This is a genomic window from Microbacterium sp. NPDC055683 (assembly GCF_053617895.1).
Window position 1 is genome coordinate 103654 of sequence record NZ_JBSHGQ010000002.1, and the last position, 19012, is coordinate 122665.

The window sequence follows — 19012 nt, forward strand, 5'->3', positions numbered from 1 at the left end:
ATGACTTTGTTAACCACGCCGAAGGCGCCCGTCAGCATCCGACGTCGCGCATGCGGGGGTGCCCCTATGTCGTTTGTCAAGTGTCCGGGCCGGTGGAGTCTGAGGTAGCTGTCAGGATCTGATCCATGGATATCGCTGCCCTGGGTGATGAGGTTGAGGCGGTGTCGGCGTTCTATGCCGAGCATCACGACATCACCCGCACCGACGATTGGTTCATCCTCAAACTCGGCGAGGAGGTCGGCGAGCTGACGCAGGCGTATCTCGCGAGGTCCGGGCAAGCGCGCGATAAGGGTCGCAGCGAGGTGCAGCTGGAAGAGGACTTCCGCGCGGAGCTATCCGATGTTCTCTCGCAGGTGTTGTTGATCGCGCGCCGGTTCGATATCGACCTGGAAGAGGAAGTCGCTCGCAAATGGCTGGTCTGGAAACCTGAGAAGACGGGCTCCTAAGCCGCGATCTGCTGAGTGGGCGGCTGGTAGAGGGTGCCGTCGCGGAGCATGGCGAACAGGACGTCGGAGCGTCGTCTGGCGAGGGCGATGAGGGCTTGGTTGTGGCGCTTGCCTTGAGCGATCTTCCGGTCGTAGTAGGCGCGGGATTCGGGGTCGCGGAGCGCGGCGAAGGCAGAGAGGAACATGGTCCGTTTCAGAATCTTGTTGCCGCGGCGGGAGGGGTGTTCGCCACGGATAGAGGTTCCGGAACGCCTGGTGACGGGTGCGAGGCCGGCGTAGGCGGCGAGGTGCCCGGCGGTCGGGAAGGTCTTCGTGGTGACTTCGGTGAGGAGCCGTGCCGCGGTCCTGACGCCGACTCCGGGCATGCTCGTCAGGACCGGCTGAAGCGGGTACTGATCGACGATCTTCTCGACCTCGACGGCGATCTCGTCCCGCTGCCTGCGCAGCGCGGCGAGTTGCTCCGCCAGACGCGGCAGCACAAGAGCGGCGGCATCGGTGCCGGTGACCACGACGGTCTGCTCGCCGAGGGCTCTCGCGATCTCGCCCGCCCAGACAGGACCCTTCCGCGGCGCGTTCTTCAGCAGTCGGTTCCCGAGCCGCTTCTCGCCCGCAGCCTTCATCGCCGCCGGCGACGGGTAGCGCTGCAAGAGGTCGAGGAGCGCGGGATGGTCCAGCCGCGGTCCGATGACGCGCTCAAGCGCAGGGGGGATCTGCGTCAGCAGACCGCGGATGCGGTTGGAGACTTGGGTGATCTGTCCGGTGAGGTCGTCGTCGAACCCGCAGAGCATCGACAGCTCTGCAACCTGCTCGTCAGCGACCTGGATGGAGCGGAGCGTGTGGGGCATCGTCCGCGCCGTCTCAGCGATGATCGCGGCGTCTCTCGCATCGGTCTTCGCCTCTCCCGGGTGAAGAACCGGTCGTGCATGTTCCGGGAGTGGGCGCTGCACGCGAAGGCGTCGCTATTGGTTTGTGGCAGCCGCCGCACAGGCTCCACGTCGCACGCCCACGCCTCACCTCGCGCGTGGGCAAAGCACGCACTCGTCACTGCAGCGCGTGCGGCGCTGCGAACCTCGGAGACGGTCTTCACGAACCCGCTGGCGGCGTTCCAACTATCCGCGGGCTCGGCGCGGTACTCGTCGAGCCTCCGGTCCTGCTCGGTGTAGGCCACCACCCGTGTCCGGAAAGGGCCGAGCTGGTTCTTGCTTGCCTGCGGCAGTCCAGCGGGTACGTCGAGCGTCACCACGGCGCTCTGCGCGTCCTCCTGGACTTCGACGAGCACTCCCCACTCGTCGCGTTCTCCCACTCCACCGACCAGGATCTGCAGTTGTGCGGCCAGGCCGGAGCCCTCGATCCACGGGGTTTCAATCGAGCTCATCATCGTCTCCTTCAGTAGGAATTCCTTCCCCCGTACTATGCGTGTGAGCGTTCGCTACCGTGCGGCGTCATGAACAGCCCACGATCCCGTTTCCAACGGCAAGCTGCGCATGGCGGCGGAGGACGTCCTCGTTTGGTGTGTCGATGACGGGCCGGCCGTCACAGATCGTTGTAGAGGATCGGGCCGAGATGGTGAGGATCACTCTCCTTCGCGGGCGTCTTGTACGGGCCGAGATGTTCGCCATACGACTTGCCGCCGCCGATCAGAACCACCCGCTGGGGAACCCGTCCTGTTGCTTCGAGGCCGCCCAGGACTTGGGTGAGCATCGCGAGGTTCGGGGCGACCGCCTCGGCCATGGTCGGCCGGTCGGCGTACGCCGCATAGACGACGTGGGTGACCTCGCTCAGCCCAGCGAAGGCTTCACGCACCGCCCCCTGGTCCAGCAGATCGACACTCACATGCTGGGCGCCCCGTTCGAGCCGCGCGTGCGCGCGCTGCTGGCGGAAAGGCCGGATATGCCGGCGACGGTGCTGGCGGAGCGGGTGGGGTGGCCGGGGTCGATCCGCTGGTTCCGGGACAACGTGAGCCGGCTGCGGCCGGAGCAGCAGCGCATCGATCCGGCGGACCGGCTGGTGTGGGCGGCCGGTGTGGGCGGCTGGTGACGCGGCGCAATGCGATCTGTGGTTCCCGCCGCGGAAGATCCCGCTCGAGGACGGGTCCGCGAAGCTGCTGCCGGTGCTGGTGATCACGCCGGCGCACTCGAGGTTCGCGACCGGGCGAATGCTCCCGACTCGCAAGACTGAGGACCTGCTGCTGGGGACGTGGGAGCTGATCGAGCAGCTCGGGCGAGTGCCGCGCCGGCTGCTCTGGGACAACGAGCCGGGCATCGGTCGCGGCAAGCGTCACGCCGATGGGGTCGACGCGTTCATGGGGACCCTCGCCACGAAGCTGGTGCTGCTGCCGCCTCGGGATCCGGAATCGAAGGGAGTGGTGGAGCGGCGCAATGGCTGGTTCGAGACTTCGTTCATGCCTGGCCGCTCGTTCACCTCGGCGGCGGACTTCAACGAGCAGTTCACCGACTGGCTGGCTCTCGCCAACCGGCGCATCGTGCGCACTCTCGGCGCCTCGCCGGTCGACCGGCTGGCGGCGGATCTGGCGGCGATGCTGCCGTTGCCGCCGATCCCGTTGCATCTGGGATGGCGCAACCGGATCCGGTTGGGTCGGGACTACAACGTCCGCATCGACACCAACGACTACTCCGTCGATCCGCGCGCGATCGGCCGCGTCGTGGACGTCACCGCCGATCTGACCCGAGTCCGGGTGCGATTGGAAGGCCGGGTCATCGCCGACCATCCACGGCTCTGGGCGCGCGGGCGGGTCATCACCGATCCCGCCCATGTCGACGCTGCCGCCGGACTGCGCCGCCAGTTCCAGCAACCCCGCGCCGCCGCGACGGCCAGCGACGACCTCACCCGCGACCTCGCCGACTACGACCGGGCGTTCGGGATCATCGACGGCGGTCTCAGCTGATGCCCACCAAGAGCACCGAGTCGATCAAGCAGATCACCTACCTCGCCGGTGCGCTCAAAGCACCACGGATCACCGAGGCCGCCGCCCGGATGGCCGACCAAGCCCGCGACGCGGGCTGGTCGTTCGAGGACTACCTCGCCGCCGTGCTGGGACGCGAAGTGAGCGCCCGCAACGCGTCGGGCGCGGAGCTGCGGATCAAGGCGGCCGGGTTCCCGGCGCGGAAGACGCTGGAGGATTTCGACTGGGACGCGCAGCCCACTGCCCGCCAGCAAGTCGCCGCGCTCGCCTCCGGCGGGTTCCTGCTCGAAGCGCAGAACGTGGTGCTGCTCGGCCCGCCGGGAACCGGAAAGACGCATCTCGCGACCGCGCTGGGGATCGTCGCCGCCAGGCACGGGCACCGGGTGCTGTTCGCGACCGCGACGGACTGGGTCACTCGGCTAACCGACGCTCACCGGCAAGGCCTGCTCCCGAAAGAGCTCGCGAGGCTGCGCCGCTACGGGCTCATCATCGTCGACGAAGTCGGCTATCTCCCATTCGAGCAAGACGCCGCGAACCTGTTCTTCCAGCTCGTGTCGTCCCGCTACGAGCACGCCTCGCTGATTCTGACCTCGAACCTGCCGTTCTCCGGCTGGGGCGGGGTCTTCGGGGACCAGCCCCTCGCCGCCGCGATGATCGACCGAATCGTTCACCACGCCGACGTCCTCACCCTCAAGGGCGCCAGCTATCGGCTCCGCGGCAGGGGCATCGACACCCTCCCCAGCATCCGCACCACCACCGACGAAACCCCTAGCGAGACTGCCCGCAACCGTTCACTACTCGAGCGCCGAAAACGTTCAGAGTTCGGACGCCGCCGACAGCGCCGACGAGCAGGATCCGTCGGGCGCGCGCAGCATGCCCCTTCGCGGCGCCGTGGCGGGGAGTTCCGGCCCTGACCGACCGTGCACGTCTCATCGGGCCGTGCACAACGCAGGAGATCCGAGCGGCTACGAGCTCGGATCGACGCGGATCCGCGGCAGAACCGGCCGCGGTTGCCCGGAACTCCTGCGGTGTGACCCTCGACCCCGGCTACGCCTCGCCGTAGAACAGCCGGTCGAAGACGCGGCGGGCACGACGCGCGGCACGCAGCCAGTCTTCCTCGACCTCCGTGGCGGAGTGCGCGGGATACTCGAGGATGCGTCCGATGCCGTCGAGCGCGCGTCGCTCCGTCGGCAGGAGGTCGCTCGTCTTGCCCGAGGCGAGCGTGTTCGCCGAACGCAGCCGCGCGGCCAGCCGCCACGACTCCGCGAGCAGCTGCGCATCGCCGTCTGCCACGAGGCCCGCGGCACGCGCGGCCTCCAGCCCGTCGAGCGTCGAGGTCGTCCGCAGCGCCGCATCCCCGCGGCCGTGCTCGAGCTGCAGCAGCTGCACGAGCCACTCGACGTCGCTGAGCCCTCCGGGGCCGAGCTTCAGGTGGCGCGTGCGGTCGATGCGCTGCGGCATCCGCTCGTTCTCCACCCGCGCCTTGATGCGCTTGATCTCGCGGGTCGCCGCGAGGTCGAGAGTCTCGGGGTACCGGATCTCGTCGGCGAGCGCCATGAAGTCGGCGATGAGCTTCGACGAGCCCGCGATGCCGCGCGCACGCAGCAGTGCCTGCGCCTCCCACGACAGCGACCAGCGCCGGTAGTACTCGGCGTACGCGTCGAGGGAGCGCACGAGCGGACCGCTGCGTCCCTCCGGCCGCAGCTCGGCGTCGAGCTCGAGCGGCAGCCGCATGTCCTCCGAGACACGCCGCACCTCCGCGACGATGCGGCTCGCCAGCTCGTGCGCGCGGGCCGGCTCGACCTGCTCGGGGCGGTACACGTACAGGACATCCGCGTCGGACCCGAAGCCCAGCTCCGCTCCGCCGAACCGGCCCATCCCGATGATCGCGAAGTCGAGCGAGTCGTCCTCGGGCGGCACGACCTCGCGCCGCACGGCGCGCAACGTCGCCTGGATGGTCACCTCGGTGATCGTCGTGAGCGCCGAGCCGAGCTCCTCGATCGTGATCGCCCCGAGCACGGCGCCCATCGCGGTGCGGAGCATCTCGCGGCGCCGCAGCGCCCGGACCGCCGCCATCGCCTCCTCGAGATCGCCATGGCGGTCCTGGATGGCCCTCGCCTCCGCCTGCAGGACCGCCCCCGTTCGAGGGCGCTGCTGCTCGACGGAGTCGAGCCACGCGACCGACTCCGGGATCCACTCCATGAGATCGCCGATGTACCGCGACCCGGACAGGAGCTTCGTGAGCCCCTCCGCGGCGCCCGACGAGTCGCGCAGCATGCGGAGGAACCACGGCGACTCGCCGAGCCGCTCGCTGATGCGCCGATACGAGAGGAGGCCCTGGTCCGGGTCGACGCCGTCGGCGAACCATCGGAGCATGACGGGCATGAGGTGGCGCTGGATGGTCGCCTTGCGGCTGAGTCCCGTCGTGAGGGCGCGGATGTGCCGGAGCGCGCCGCCGGGGTCGCGGAACCCCGTGGCTGCGAGCCGCGCGTGCGCCTCGTCGGCCGTGAGGCTGCGCTGCTCCTCGGGGAGCGCGGCGACGGCGGAGAGCAGTGGACGGTAGAAGAGCCGCACGTGGATGTCGCGCACCTCGCGCTTGACGGCCTCCCACTGCTCGACGAGCCCCGACGCGGTGTCGGCGAGCCCGCTCGCCCTGGCCAGCACGCGGACCCCGTCCTCGTCGCGCGGCATCAGGTGCGTGCGAGACAGGCCGGCGAGCTGCAGCCGGTGCTCGAGCAGGCGCAGCACCCGGTAGTCGCGCGCGAACGCCGCCGCATCCTGTCGGCCGATGTACCCCTCGGCGACGAGCGCGTCGATCGCGTCGAGCGTTCCCCGCACGCGGATCGACGCGTCGGATACTCCGTGGACGAGCTGGATCAGCTGCACCGTGAACTCGACGTCGCGGATGCCACCCGGCCCCAGCTTCAGCTGGAACGGCACGTCAGCGGCGGGGATGTTGTCGGTGACGCGCTCGCGCATGCGCTGCACGCTGTCCACGAAGTTCTCCCGGCCCGCGCTCTCCCAGACCTTGGGCTGGGTGCCGGACACGTACGCCTCTCCGAGCGCCGCGTCGCCCGCGAGCGGCCGAGCCTTCATCAGCGCCTGGAACTCCCAGGTGTGCGCCCACCGGTCGTAGTACGCGAGGTGCGATGCGAGGCTGCGGACGAGAGCGCCCTGCTTCCCCTCCGGGCGCAGGTTGGGATCGACCTCCCACAGCGGCGGCTCGATCTCCGTCTCGGAGATGCCGCGCATCGTCTGCACGGCGAGACGGTGCGCGATCTCGAGTGCCCGCGACTCCTCGACGCCTGCGCCGTCGGCGACTCCGCCGACGAAGATGACGTCGACGTCGGAGACGTAGTTCAGCTCCCTCGCGCCGGCCTTGCCCATCCCGATGACGGCGAGGAGCGTCTGCTCGACCTCTGCACGCGGGAACAGGCCGGCGCCGGGCACACCGCGGACGACGCGCGCCCTCGCGACCGCGAGCGACGCCTCGAGCGCCGCACCGGCGGCGTCCGCGAGCGCGGCCGCGACATCCTTCACGGCCGACACCGGGTCGGGCGACAGCAGGTCGTAGGCCGCGATCCGCGCCAGCTGCTCGCGGTAGGCGACGCGCAGCGCGACCCACGCCGTCTCGTCGGCTTCGGAGGCGAACCCGTCGTCCGCCCCCACGGCGTCGAGGAGCTCACGCCGGAGGTCCTCGGCCGATGGCAGACGGTCGCCGAGCGCAGGCACCGCCGCGAACGAGGCAGGACGGCGCAGGTAGAAGTCCCCCAAGCCGCGGGACGCCCCGAGCAGGCGCCATGCGACGAGCCTGCCACGCGCATCCGACAGCACTCCGGCTGCGTGCTCCGGCGCACGACGCGCGATCCGCAGCAGGCCGCCGAGCGCCTCGTCGGGGTCGGCCGCGCGCACGGCGTCGGCGAGCAGCAGCTCCCGGTCGACCGCGACCAGCTCGGCGAGCTCTCCGATCGCCGCGTCGGCGGCGCCGAGGTCGCTGAACCCGATCCGCGCGAGAACCGTGAGGCCCGACGCGCGGCGCTCCCTCACCATCGACGCGCCGCCGCGATCAGATGACGTCGAGCGTCGACTTCAGCTCGTACTGCGTCACCTGGGAGCGGTACGCATCGTACTCGCGGCGCTTGTTCGCCAGCACGTAGCTGAAGATCTGCTCGCCGAGCGTCTCCGCCACGAGCTCGCTGTCCTCCATGAGCTTGATGGCGTCGTACATGCTCGACGGCAGCGACTGGTAGCCGAGCGCGCGGCGCTCGGCGCTCGAGAGCGCCCAGACGTTGTCCTCGGCCTCCGGCGCGAGCTCGTACTCCTCCTCGATGCCCTTGAGGCCCGCGGCGAGCATGAGCGAATACGCCAGGTACGGGTTCGCGGCCGAGTCGATGGCGCGGTACTCCACCCGCGCCGAGCCGCCCTTGCCGGGCTTGTAGAGCGGGACGCGGATGAGCGCCGAGCGGTTGTTGTGCCCCCACGTGATGTAGCTGGGCGCCTCGTCGCCGCCCCACAGTCGCTTGTAGGAGTTCACGAACTGGTTCGTGACGAGCGCGATCTCGTTCGCGTGCCTGAGCAGGCCCGCGATGAACTGGCGGCCCGTGCGCGACAGCTGGTACTGCGCGCCCTCCTCGTAGAACGCGTTCACGTCGCCTTCGAAGAGCGACATGTGCGTGTGCATGCCGCTGCCGGGCTCGCCTGCGAGCGGCTTCGGCATGAACGTCGCGTGCACGCCCTGCTCGATCGCGACCTCCTTCACGACCGTGCGGAAGGTCATGATGTTGTCGGCCATCGTGAGCGCGTCCGCATAGCGCAGGTCGATCTCGTTCTGACCGGGGCCGACCTCGTGGTGGCTGTACTCCACGGAGATGCCGAGGTCCTCGAGCATGCGCACGGCGCGGCGCCGGAAGTCGTGCGCCGTGCCCCCGGGGACGTTGTCGAAGTAGCCGGCACGGTCGACGGGCTCGGGGCCCTCCGCGCCGAAACGGCTCGACTTCAGCAGGTAGAACTCGATCTCGGGGTGCGTGTAGAACGTGAAGCCGGCGTCGGCGGCCTTCGCGAGGGTGCGCTTGAGGACGTTGCGCGGCTCGGCGGACGCGGGCTGCCCGTCGGGCGTCGTGATGTCGCAGAACATCCGGGCCGTCGGGTCGACCTCACCGCGCCACGGCAGGATCTGGAACGTCGAGGGGTCGGGGAACGCGAGCAGGTCGGACTCGTACGAACGCGTGAGCCCCTCGATGGCGGACCCGTCGAACCCGATGCCCTCGCCGAACGCGCCCTCCACCTCCGCCGGGGCGATCGCGACCGACTTGAGCGTGCCGAGCACGTCGGTGAACCACAGGCGCACGAACTTCACGCCGCGCTCCTCGATCGTGCGGAGCACGAAGTCCCTCTGCTTGTCCATCGGATCCTCTCTCACGCCTCGCCGCATCCGGCTGCGCGCTGTCTCTCAGACTAGTGGTCGGCGGTGCCCTGACGCGTCTGCGACCAGTCGTCGTCGCTCGCGTCGTCGTCGGCCCATGCGCGCGAGCGCTCGGCCATGAGCTCCGGCGCCTTCGCGGCCTCGGCCTCGGTGTCGAAGGGGCCGGCGCGGTCGACGGCGGGCGAGACGAGGCCGAACTCCACCTGCCCCGTCCGGAGGTTGTACCAGTACTTCTTCTCGGGGTCGTCCTGGATGCTGCTCATGCGTCGATCCTAAGCACGCGCGCGCCGCCGGGCCAGGAGGCCGGCGAGGGCGATCACGACGAGTCCGATCGGCATGGCCGCCTGCACCCACGGCCCGATCACGACGCCGGCGGTGGTGCCGTCGCGCAGCTCGACGTCGGCGACCATCACCCCGGCCTCGTCGATCGGCAGCGCGTCGATCGTGCGGCCGTCTGGCGCGATGATCTGGCTCGTCCCCGTCGTCGAGAGGTTGACGACCGACCGCCCCGTCTCGATCGCGCGCATGCGGGCGAAGGCGAGCTGCTGCAGGTTCTCGTCGGTGCCGCGGAAATCGGCGTTGTTCGTCTGGAGCAGGAAGACCTGCGCGCCGTCGTGAATGCCCTCGGCGATGAACGCGTCGGAGATGACGTCGAAGCAGATCGCGAGTCCCGCCGCCGTGCCGCCGATGTCGAAGACGGGGCTGTCGTCGCCCGGCGTGTACTCGCGCTGGATGAGCCCGATGAGGTCGGGCGCGAGTGCCTCGAAGAACGCCCGGTCGGGCACGTACTCTCCGAACGGCACGGGATGGCGCTTGGAGTGCAGCTGCTCGGCGCCGTTCCCGGTCCACAGCATCGAGGTGTTGTAGATCGGCGTGGCGGCCTCGGTGGGATCGCCGCCGCGAGCCGAGGCCGCGTTCATGAGGAGCGGCGCGCCGAGATCGTCGACGACGGCGTCGAGCGCTGCGGCCGTGGCCCCGTTGTACAGGGGATCGCTGTCGACCCCTCCCTCCGGCCACACGACGACGTCGAGATCGAGGCCGCGCAGGGGCTCGGATGCCGCGAGCTGCGCGTTCAGGACGGCGTACGGCTCCCGCTCGTCCATGTAGGCGGCCGGACCGTCGCCCTGCACGGCGCCGACGGACAGGGTGCCGGCCGGTGTCGTGGGGAACTGCGGGGTCGCGAGGAGCGCGATCGCGACGACCGCGGGGAGCACGGCGAGGCGCCATCCGCCTGCGCCCGTCGTGCGCGCCGCGACGAGCACGCCGCCCTCGAGGACGAGGGCGCACAGGAGCACCATGAGGAACGTGAGCCCGCTCACGCCGATCCACGACGTCACCGTCGCCAGCGGGCTCTCCGACTGGCTCATGCCGATGCGCCCCCACGCGAAACCGCCGTACGGCCACGAGCCGAGCACGATCTCGCGCGTCGTCCAGACGGCGGCGACGACGGCGGGCAGCGCGGTCATGCGCATCCACGCCGTGTCGCGCAGCCGGGGCAGCCAGCGGTAGGCGAGCGCGATCGGGACGGCGCCGGCGGCGAGGAACACCGTCTCGACGGTCGCGAGCGCGACCCACGGCGCCCAGGCGAACGGGTCGTCGCCCAGGAAGCCTGCCGCCCACGAGATGTGAGGGAGGTAGAAGCACGCGCCGAACACGGCGCCCACGAGCACGGCAGACCACGCGCGCCGACCGCGCAGGCTCGCGAGCGACAGCGCCACCGCGACGAAGGCGAGCGGCCACACGCCGAGCGAGGGGAAGGACGCATCGAGCGCCAGCCCCCCGATCGCCGCGGCGATGACGGCCGCCCACAGCGGCAGCAGCGGGCGTTCGGGCATGACGGCCAGCCTACGGGCGCGCCGCCTCACAGCGAGCTGTAGGCGACGATGCCGCGGCGCACGGCGTCGAGCGCCGTGCGCGCCGTGCGCGCGAGCGGCCCCTCGGCGACGATCGACAGCTGGTCGAGGAGGTCGATCGTCTGCTTCGCCCAGCGCACGAAGTCGCCGGCCGCCATGTCCGCGGCGGAGAGCACGCGGTCGAGGCCCTGGCCGCGCGCCCACATGTGCATGGCCTGCGCGAGCCCCGCCGCCACGGGGCTCGTGCCCGCGAGTCCCCGATCGCGCTCGAGATCGTCGAGCCGACTCCACAGCATCTCGGTCGCCGAAAGCGCCTCGCGGAAGGCTCCGCGCGGAAGCCCGTGCGCATCGACCGCCTCGTCGCGCCGCGGCTCGTACACGAGGGCGCACGCGAGCGCCGCGAGCGCGGGCGCGTCGAGCTTCTGCCACAGCCCCTCGCGGAGCGACTCCGCGACGAGCAGGTCGCGATCGCCGTAGATGCGGCGCATCCGCCGGCCTGCCGCTGTCAGCGAGACGCCGCCGTCGCCGCGTTCGAGGTAGTCGAGCTCGTCGAGCACGTCGATGATGCGGTCGAACTGGCGCGCGACGCTGCCCGTGCGGCTCTCGATCTGCCGGCGCAGCGTGCCGATCTCCTTGCGGAGCTTCCAGTACCGCTCGCCCCACCGCGCATGGTGCTCGCGATCGGGGCAGCCGTGGCAGGGATGGCGCTGCATGCGCCGTCGCAGCGCCGCCATCTGGTCCTGGCGCTGCTGCCTCCTCGCGCGGGAGGCGTTGACGTCGCGGCGGTTCAGCTTCTCGAGGTCGCTCAGCTCCCGGCGGATGCCGGCGTACTCCGCGAAGTCGCCGCGGTCGCACGCCATCGCCTTCGCGTAGCCGGCGAGCGACTCCTCGGCGTCCTTCACCTGCCGAGCGAGCCCCACGACGGCCCTGTCGGCCTGGAACTGCGCGAACGACGATTCGAGCAGCTCGCGGGCGCGTGCCGTGCCGAACTGATCGATCAGGTTGACGGCCATGTTGTACGTCGGCCGGAAGCTCGAGTTGAGCGGATACGTGCGGCGGGAGGCGAGCGAGGCCACCCCCTGCGGGTCGAGCCCGTCGGTCCACTGCACGACAGCGTGCCCTTCGACGTCGATCCCGCGGCGCCCTGCGCGACCCGTGAGCTGCGTGTACTCCCCCGACGTGATCGGCACGCGCGCCTCGCCGTTGAACTTCTCGAGCTTCTCCAGCACGACCGTCCGGGCAGGCATGTTGATGCCGAGGGCGAGCGTCTCCGTCGCGAACACGGCCTTGATGAGCTTGCGCTGGAAGAGCTCTTCCACGACCTCTTTGAAGGCGGGGAGCAGGCCGGCATGATGTGCGGCGACGCCCCGCTCGAGGTCGTCCTTCCATTCCCAGAAGCCGAGCACGCCGAGGTCCTCGTCGGGCAGCGACGCCATCCGCCGGTCGACCACGGCACGGATCTCCGCGCGCTCCTCGGCCGTCGTGAGCCGTGCACCCGACCGGCGCACCTGCTGCACGGCCTGATCGCACCCCACGCGGCTGAAGATGAAGAAGATCGCCGGCAGCAGGTTCTGCCGTCCGAGGAGCTCGATCACGGCCGGCCGCTCCATGCGCTCCATGCGCCGGACGGGACCGGGTCGCTTGTACGATCCCCTCCGGCCGCTGCGCCGACCGGAGATGACGGCCTCGTTGGCCCGATGCGTCTGCGCGAACGACGACCTCACGCGCAGCAGCTCCTCGTTGACCTGCGCGGCCGCGGCGCCCGCGCGCTCGTCGAAGAGCGGCAGCAGGTCGCCGCGCACGAGCACGTGCTGCTCGAGCGGCACGGGCCGCGTCTCCGACACGATGACCTCGGTGTCGCCGCGCACCGCGTCGAGCCAGTCGCCGAACTCCTCCGCGTTCGACACCGTCGCGCTGAGCGAGACGAGCCGCACGCTCGGCGGCAGGTGGATGATGACCTCCTCCCACACCGCGCCGCGGAAGCGGTCGGCGAGGTAGTGCACCTCGTCCATGACGACGTAGCGGAGGCCCTGCAGCGCCGACGAGCCGGCGTAGATCATGTTTCGGAGCACCTCGGTGGTCATGACGACCACGCGCGCATCCCCGTTGATGTTCGTGTCGCCGGTGAGGAGACCCACCTCGTCGTCGCCGTAGACCGCCTGCAGCTCGCGGAACTTCTGGTTAGACAGCGCCTTCATCGGGGTGGTGTAGAACGCCTTCTCGCCCGGCGTGCGCATCGCGAGGTGCACGGCGAACTCGCCGACGATCGTCTTGCCCGCGCCGGTCGGCGCGGCGACGAGCACGCTCCGCCCGTCCTCCAGCGCCTGGCAGCCGGCGATCTGGAAGGGGTCGAGATCGAACCGCTGCGCGTCGGCGAAGTCGGCGCTGATCGGATGGCGTCGCCGCTCCCGGGCGGCCGCGTAGCTGTCGGAAGGGCTCGGGCCGCTCATGCAGGAGACCCTATCGCGCCTCGTCGCGCTCGCGGCTCAGGCGTCGGCGAACAGCTCGGGGTTCTTCTTGCGCTTGCGCCGGTCGAACAGCAGTGCGAGGAGCCCGGAGAGCACGTACAGCACGATGAGGATCCCCGCGAGCAGCAGCATCGACGTGATGTCGGCAGCGGGCGTCGATATGGCGGCGAAGGCCGTCGCGACGACGACGGCGACGCGCCATCCCTTCATGATGGCCTTGCCCGTCAGGATGCCCGCGAGGTTGAGCGCGATGAGGAACACGGGGCTCACGAACGCGACGCCGAGCACGAGCAGGAACTTCAGGACGAAGTCGTAGTAGTAGTCGTACTTGTAGAACTGCGCCCCGGCATCCGGCACGAACGACGCCATCAGCTCGATCACGTGCGGGAGGATCAGCAGCCCCACGTAGCAGCCGGCGAAGAAGAGCGGGATGGCCGCGCCGAGGAACCCGACGGTGTACCGCACCTCCTTGCGCGTGAGGCCCGGCATGATGAACGCCCACACCTGCCAGAGCCAGACGGGTGCGGACAGCAGCAGGCCGATCGCGAACGCGATGCGCATGCGCATGTCGAAGCCCGCCGTGACCGAGTCGAAGTTCAGCTGCGCGAAGTCGTCTCCCCGTCGCTCGGCGATGAGCTCGATCGGGTGCGTGAGCACCGCGATGACGGGATCGGTGATGAGGAACGCGATCACCATGCCGACGACGAGCGCCGCGGCCGCGATCATGAGGCGCTTGCGCAGCTCGACGAGATGAGCCGCCAGCGTCATGCGGCGATCGCGGTAGGGCATGTCGTCCGGCACGGACACGTCCGTGTCGGCCTGCGCCATCCCTAGCTCGGGGAGGAGGAGCCGGAGGAGCCGGAGGAGCCGTCTGCCTTGGGCTTCTCGACCGCTTCGCCGTTGAGCGTGTAGGAGCCGTCGGCCGCGGGCTTCTTCGCCTCGTCGTCGCCGCTCTCCTCCTTCATCTGCTTCATCTCGCCCTTGAAGACGCGAGCCGACTGGCCGACGCTCTTCGCGAGGGCGGGAAGGCGGGCCGCGCCGAAGAGGAGCAGGATGACGGCGAGCAGGATGAGCAGGTGCCAGCCGTTGAGGTTGCCGAGCATGAGGTTCTCCGTCGGTCGTGAGGGGGTCGATGCGAGTCTAGCCGGAGGATCCCGTGCGCCGCGGGTCGCAACGCACGGATCCGCTGCCGAGGGCCTCTCCCGGGTAGAGCGCCAGCGCGTCGTCCGCCCAGCGCCGCGCGGCCTGCCGCGCCGATGCGGGGCCGACGATCTCGAGTCGGCCGCCGAGCCTCGTGGCGAGGCGTCGCAGGGACAGCGGGTCGGCGAGACGGATCCGCGCGGTCTCGACCCCGTCGGCTCGCTCGATCTCCGCGGTGCGGAGGTAGTCGCCGAGCAGGGGCGCGTGCTCCTGCCGGTAGCGCACGGCGACCACATGGTCGCCCTCGGCCTCCCCGAAGGGCTGAGGCTCGTCCGCGCCGGGGCCGTGCGCGATCGGGATGCCCGTGAGGCGCACGTCGCCGACCCGGTCGAGGTGGAAGGTGCGCATCGCGCGGCGCAGGTGGCACCATCCCTGCAGGTACCACTGGCCGTCCGTGATGAGCACGCTGACGGGATCGACCGTGCGCGTCGTCGGCTCGGCGTCGGGTGCGCGGTACGTGAACGACAGCGCGACGCCCTCCCCGATCGCACGAGAGACGAGCGTGCGCACCTCGTCGACGGGACCCGACGCCACGACGACATCGGCCGGCGCCGCAGACGCGCCGCGGGCGAGCTTCTCGACGAGGCCCGCGTACACCTCCGACTCCGCGACACCCGGGATGGCGCGGGCGAGCTGAAGGCCCGCGAGGAGCGCCGCGGCCTCGCGTGCCGTCAGGCGCGGCGCCCGCTCCAGTGCGACCTTCTCGCTGATGCGGATGGCGTCGTGCTCGTCGAGCAGATCCCAGTCGATGTCGAACATCTCGTTCGGCATCTGGAAGTACCCGTCCTCGCCGGGCAGGCCGATGAGCGGCAGCCGCTGGACGAGGCGCCGCATCTGCGCGGGGGTGATGTCGAACTCGGCCGCCGCCTCCTCGACGGGCACCTCGCCACGCTCGAACAGATACGGCACGAGGGTCAGGAGGATGCGGACCTGGTCGCTCGCGAGGAAGCTCATCGCGCCGCCTCCTCCGTGTGCGCGGCGGCGGCTGCGCTGAGCCGCTCCACGACGGCCTCGCGCAGGTCGTCGGGGGCCACGACGCGCACCTCGGGCCCGTAGGAGGCCAACTCGTCGGCGAAGATGTGCCGGTCGACATAGGGCACGAGGTAGCCCTGGGGAGCCGACTCGGCGCGCCGCAGGAGGCGCAGGGCCCCTTCGGAGCCGGGGGTGACCTCCACGAGCGCGCGCTGGCGCCGTGCGACCTCCTCGAGCCCCGCGAGCGCGCGTTCGCCCGCTCCCGCGCGCGAAGAGGCGGGGAACGCCGCCCCCGTCGGGACGACGTCGCCGACGATGCGGCTGAGGAGGAACGTCCTGTCGGCTGCGGCGTCGACGTCGAGCCCGTAGACGTGCCAGCGCCCCTCGTACTCGACGAGCGCGAGCGGCTGGACCGTCCGCCGCGTCTCGGCGTCCTCCCCCGGCTTGAGGTACGGGAACGTCACGGTGTGCGAGCTCTCGATCGCCGCCTGCAACGGACCGAACGCGGCGTCGCGCGGGTCGAGCCGGGGCGCGAAGCCGAGGATCGGCTCGTCCACGTCGATGCCGAGCGAGCGGATCTTGCGCAAGCCCGACCGCGCGTCCGACGAGAGCGACCCCGAGCTCCACACGCGTCCGGCGAGGCCCAGAACCGCGAGCTCGGCCGGCGTGAAGGAGATGTCCTCCGGCAGGTGGTATTCCGACTTCGGGATGCGGTAGCGCGCATCTCGCAGATCGTTCGGGTCGGTGCTGGAGGGGATGGTCTCGAGCGGCATCCCGATGCTGCGCAGCTCCTCCTTGTCGCGCTCGAACATCTTGTCGAGGGCGTCGGATCGCGCTCCCGCCCGCTGGCGGTAGCCGGACACCGACTCGAGGATCTGCTGCTTCGTCAGCCCGATCTCGGTCGCGACGAGCGCGACGACGAGGTTCATCAGTCGCTCTTCCGCAGGGATCCTCTCGGCCACGACAGCCATCCTAGGATCCCCGCGGACCGCGCGGACGCATGCGCTACTGAGCAGGCCCGTCCTCGATGCCGAGGATGTCGACGACGAACACGAGGGTCGCGCCGCCGGGAATGGCCCCCTGGCCCTCGTCGCCGTAGCCGAGGTCGGAGGGGATCACGATCATGACCTGAGAGCCGACCTTCTGGCCGACGAGCCCCTGCGAGAAGCCCTCGATGACGCCGCCGTCGAGCGTGAGGGCGACGGGCGATCCGTTCTCCCACGACGAGTCGAACACGGTCTTCTCGTCCCACAGCACGCCCGTGTACTGCACCATGGGCGTGTCGTCGATCGTGAGCTCCTCGCCGTCGCCCTCGATGAGGGTCTGGACGACGAGGTCGTCGGGGGCCGCCGTGTCGGGGACGACGATGCCGGGGCGGCCGTCGACGTCGCGGACGACGCTCGGGAGGCCGAAGCCGTCGTTGTACTGCAGCGTGCCGGAAGCCGCCTCGGGGTAGACCTTCCGCACGTCGACGACCGCGACGATCGTGCCGTCTTCCGAGAACCCGTAGCCGGTGCGCGCCTCCTCCGTCACGCCGTCGGCGCCGAGCGCGGCGACGATCCGCGAGCCCTCGCTCGCGCACTGGAGCGCGCTCTCGAGGCCCGGGAACTGCTGGAGCCACTGCGAGAGGGCCGCAGCTCCCGTCGTGTCGCCGCTGTACGCCGTGCCGATGAGCTGCTCGCCGGTCTCGCCGTCGAACAGCGTCATGTCGAGCACGCCGGCCTGGTCGAGCGACGTGATGACCTCGCCGTCGCCCTCCTGCACGTCGACGTAAGCGTCGGACGGGACCTCCAGCGGCGTGTACATGTCCACGGAGGGCACGGCGTCGAGTTCGCCCGTCACCTCGACGAAGTCGGCGAGCGACGCGTCCGCGCCCGCCGCGCGGTCGCAGGACGCGGCATCCGCACCTCCCACGGTGCAGCCCGCGAGCGCGAGCGTCGACAGGGCGAGGACGGAGAGGATGGCCGGGGTCTTGCGCACGGGCATCAGTCTAGGCATCCGCCGGCCCCTCCTCCGACACCGCGTCGTCCGCCGAGGCGGCGAGGCGCGCGCCGGCGGCGGCGCGCTGCGCGTCGCGCACGCGCTTGCGCAGGTTCTTGTCGGTGATGTCGCGGTCGCCCACCGCGCCGGGGGTCCACACCTCGAGGTCGTCGTCGGTGTAGCTCTTCTTCGACGCGCGGCGCTTCACCTCGGGCGGCACGACGCCCGGGGCGAGGCGCCGAGCCGTGATGAGGAAGCCGGTGTGCGCGACCATGCGGTGATCGGGGCGGACGGCGAGGCCGTCGACGTGCCATCCGCGCACCATCGTCTCGCTCGCCTCGGGCTCGGTGAAGCAGCCCAGCCCGCGGAGGAACTCCGCCACGCGGGAGAGCTGCGTGGCGGTCGCGACGTAACAGATGACGACGCCGCCGGGCGCGAGGGCGTCGGCGACGGGCTCGAGCACCTCCCACGGCGCGAGCATATCGAGGACGACCCGGTCGACGCTGCCCGGCTCGACCGTGCGAGGCAGCGCCTCAGCGAGATCGCCCTCGACGACGGACCACTGCGGCGGCAGCCCGCCGAAGAAGGTCTCGACGTTCGCGAGAGCGACCTCGGCGAACTCCATCCGCCGCTCGAACGAGACCAGACGCCCCTCGTCGCCGACGGCGCGCAGGAGCGACAGCGACAGCGCGCCCGATCCCACGCCCGCTTCGACGACGACGGCGCCGGGGAAGATGTCGGCCTGCGCGACGATGGCGGCGGCGTCCTTCGGGTAGACGATCGCCGCGCCACGGGGCATCGACATGACGAAGTCGCGCAGCAGGGGCCGCAGCGCGAGGTACTCGCTGCCCGAGCTGTTCGCGACGACGGAGCCGTCCGGCTGGCCGACGAGCTGCTCGTGCCGCAGCACGCCGTGGTGCGTGTGCAGCTCGCCGCGCTCGCGCAGCGTGATGGTGTGCAGCTTGCCCTTCGGGCCGGTGAGCTGCACGCGGTCGCCGAAGCGGAAGGGGCCGCGGGGCGCGGACATGGTTCCTCCGGAGGGGATGGGGATGAGGAGAGGGCGGATCAGGGGCGGTGAGCGCGGTACAGCGCGGCGATGTCGTCGGCGGTGCGCCCCTCGAGGGTGGGCCACAGCGTGTCGGCGCCCACTCCGTCGAGCCCGACGAAGTGCGGCACGCCGAGCGAGACGGCGCCCGAGGCCACGGCCGACCGCAGCCCGTTCGGCGAGTCCTCGATCGCGACGGTGTGCGCGATGTCGACCCCGAGCAGCTCGGCGGCGCGGAGGTACGGATCGGGGTGCGGCTTCGGGCGCGGCACGTCGTCGCCGCCGAGCACGAGGTCGAACGCGTCGAAGTCGAGGAGCTCCACGATCGACGCGGCCATCCGGTGGAGCGACATCGTAACGAGCGCCGTGCGGACGCCCGCCGCGCGGAGGCTGCGCAGCAGCTCCTGCGCTCCGGGTCGGAACGGCACACCGAGCTCGCCCATCTGCCGCAGCACGGCGTCCGTGAGGTGCGCGACGATGGCGTCCACCTCCATGTCGACGCCCGCACCCTGCAGCACGCGCGCGGCGTCGGGCAGGCCCAGGCCGACGAGCTGCAGCGCCTGCTCGTGGTCCCACGTGCCGCCGAAGCTCTCCACGAGGGGGGTCTCCGCCGCCATCCAGTACGGCTCCGAGTCGATGAGGGTGCCGTCCATGTCCCAGAGCACGGCGAGAGGCTGTTCGGCTGTCACCGGATCAGCCTACC

17 protein-coding genes and 1 pseudogene are annotated in these 19012 nt (G+C 70.8%); 4 read left to right on the forward strand and 14 right to left on the reverse strand.

Annotation, left to right across the window (positions count from 1 at the left end; all coding sequences use genetic code 11):
- The first annotated feature begins 125 nt into the window (after window positions 1-125).
- Window positions 126-446, forward strand: a complete 321-nt coding sequence (locus ACWGPF_RS01510) for a pyrophosphatase (protein WP_452331132.1) — start codon at window positions 126-128, stop codon at window positions 444-446.
- Here ACWGPF_RS01510 and ACWGPF_RS01515 read toward each other — a convergent pair.
- Together ACWGPF_RS01515 and ACWGPF_RS01520 are read right to left on the reverse strand one after the other, a co-directional pair.
- Window positions 443-1393 (reverse strand): IS110 family transposase, encoded by a 951-nt coding sequence (locus ACWGPF_RS01515; RefSeq protein ID WP_452331133.1) that lies wholly within the window; start codon window positions 1391-1393, stop codon window positions 443-445. The genes ACWGPF_RS01510 and ACWGPF_RS01515 overlap by 4 nt on opposite strands.
- Window positions 1394-1979: 586 nt before the next feature.
- Window positions 1980-2279 (reverse strand): hypothetical protein, encoded by a 300-nt coding sequence (locus ACWGPF_RS01520; protein WP_452331134.1) that lies wholly within the window; start codon window positions 2277-2279, stop codon window positions 1980-1982.
- On the opposite strand from ACWGPF_RS01520, the gene ACWGPF_RS01525 reads away from it, so the two are divergent.
- From ACWGPF_RS01525 to istB, 3 genes and pseudogenes are all read left to right on the forward strand, one after another.
- Window positions 2280-2483, forward strand: coding sequence for a hypothetical protein (locus ACWGPF_RS01525; protein WP_452331135.1), 204 nt, complete (start codon window positions 2280-2282; stop codon window positions 2481-2483).
- Between the two features lie 73 nt (window positions 2484-2556).
- Complete coding sequence (locus ACWGPF_RS01530) at window positions 2557-3351, forward strand: Mu transposase domain-containing protein (protein ID WP_452331136.1); 795 nt, start codon at window positions 2557-2559, stop codon at window positions 3349-3351.
- Window positions 3351-4118, forward strand: a pseudogene (gene istB, locus ACWGPF_RS01535) (IS21-like element helper ATPase IstB); the annotation flags it as partial. The gene ACWGPF_RS01530 and the pseudogene istB, both read left to right, overlap by 1 nt.
- A 298-nt stretch (window positions 4119-4416) precedes the next feature.
- On the opposite strand, the gene ACWGPF_RS01540 reads toward istB, so the two are convergent.
- From ACWGPF_RS01540 to ACWGPF_RS01595, 12 genes are read right to left on the reverse strand one after another with little or no spacing between them, the layout of a single operon-like run.
- The gene (locus ACWGPF_RS01540; protein WP_452331137.1) at window positions 4417-7419 is read right to left on the reverse strand and encodes a bifunctional [glutamine synthetase] adenylyltransferase/[glutamine synthetase]-adenylyl-L-tyrosine phosphorylase; all 3003 of its coding nucleotides are present in this window, start codon (window positions 7417-7419) and stop codon (window positions 4417-4419) included.
- Window positions 7420-7435: 16 nt separating this feature from the next.
- A complete protein-coding gene (gene glnA / locus ACWGPF_RS01545) occupies window positions 7436-8773 on the reverse strand; it encodes a type I glutamate--ammonia ligase (protein ID WP_452331138.1) in 1338 nt (445 codons plus the stop codon).
- A gap of 50 nt (window positions 8774-8823) precedes the next feature.
- Window positions 8824-9054 (reverse strand): SPOR domain-containing protein, encoded by a 231-nt coding sequence (locus tag ACWGPF_RS01550; RefSeq protein ID WP_452331139.1) that lies wholly within the window; start codon window positions 9052-9054, stop codon window positions 8824-8826.
- 9 nt (window positions 9055-9063) lie between these two features.
- Complete coding sequence (gene lnt, locus ACWGPF_RS01555) at window positions 9064-10626, reverse strand: apolipoprotein N-acyltransferase (protein ID WP_452331140.1); 1563 nt, start codon at window positions 10624-10626, stop codon at window positions 9064-9066.
- 26 nt (window positions 10627-10652) lie between these two features.
- Window positions 10653-13094: a DEAD/DEAH box helicase gene (locus tag ACWGPF_RS01560; RefSeq protein ID WP_452331141.1), complete on the reverse strand. Its 2442-nt coding sequence runs from the start codon at window positions 13092-13094 to the stop codon at window positions 10653-10655.
- Between the two features lie 36 nt (window positions 13095-13130).
- Window positions 13131-13940 carry a twin-arginine translocase subunit TatC gene (tatC, locus tag ACWGPF_RS01565; protein WP_452331142.1) on the reverse strand — a complete coding sequence of 270 codons (810 nt, stop codon included), beginning with the start codon at window positions 13938-13940 and terminating at the stop codon, window positions 13131-13133.
- A 2-nt stretch (window positions 13941-13942) separates the two neighbouring features.
- Window positions 13943-14215, reverse strand: coding sequence for a twin-arginine translocase TatA/TatE family subunit (gene tatA, locus ACWGPF_RS01570; RefSeq protein WP_452331143.1), 273 nt, complete (start codon window positions 14213-14215; stop codon window positions 13943-13945).
- 37 nt (window positions 14216-14252) lie between these two features.
- Window positions 14253-15266 (reverse strand): helix-turn-helix transcriptional regulator, encoded by a 1014-nt coding sequence (locus tag ACWGPF_RS01575; RefSeq protein WP_452331144.1) that lies wholly within the window; start codon window positions 15264-15266, stop codon window positions 14253-14255.
- Entirely contained in the window at window positions 15263-16255 is a 993-nt protein-coding gene (locus ACWGPF_RS01580) for a helix-turn-helix transcriptional regulator (protein ID WP_452331145.1), read from the reverse strand. Before ACWGPF_RS01580 ends, ACWGPF_RS01575 begins: the two co-directional genes overlap by 4 nt.
- Before the next feature lie 34 nt (window positions 16256-16289).
- A complete protein-coding gene (locus tag ACWGPF_RS01585; RefSeq protein WP_452331146.1) occupies window positions 16290-17264 on the reverse strand; it encodes an FKBP-type peptidyl-prolyl cis-trans isomerase in 975 nt (324 codons plus the stop codon).
- A gap of 10 nt (window positions 17265-17274) precedes the next feature.
- A complete protein-coding gene (locus ACWGPF_RS01590; RefSeq protein ID WP_452331147.1) occupies window positions 17275-18291 on the reverse strand; it encodes a tRNA (adenine-N1)-methyltransferase in 1017 nt (338 codons plus the stop codon).
- Window positions 18292-18329: 38 nt separating this feature from the next.
- Window positions 18330-18998, reverse strand: a complete 669-nt coding sequence (locus ACWGPF_RS01595) for an HAD family hydrolase (protein ID WP_452331148.1) — start codon at window positions 18996-18998, stop codon at window positions 18330-18332.
- Between the last annotated feature and the right edge of the window lie 14 nt (window positions 18999-19012).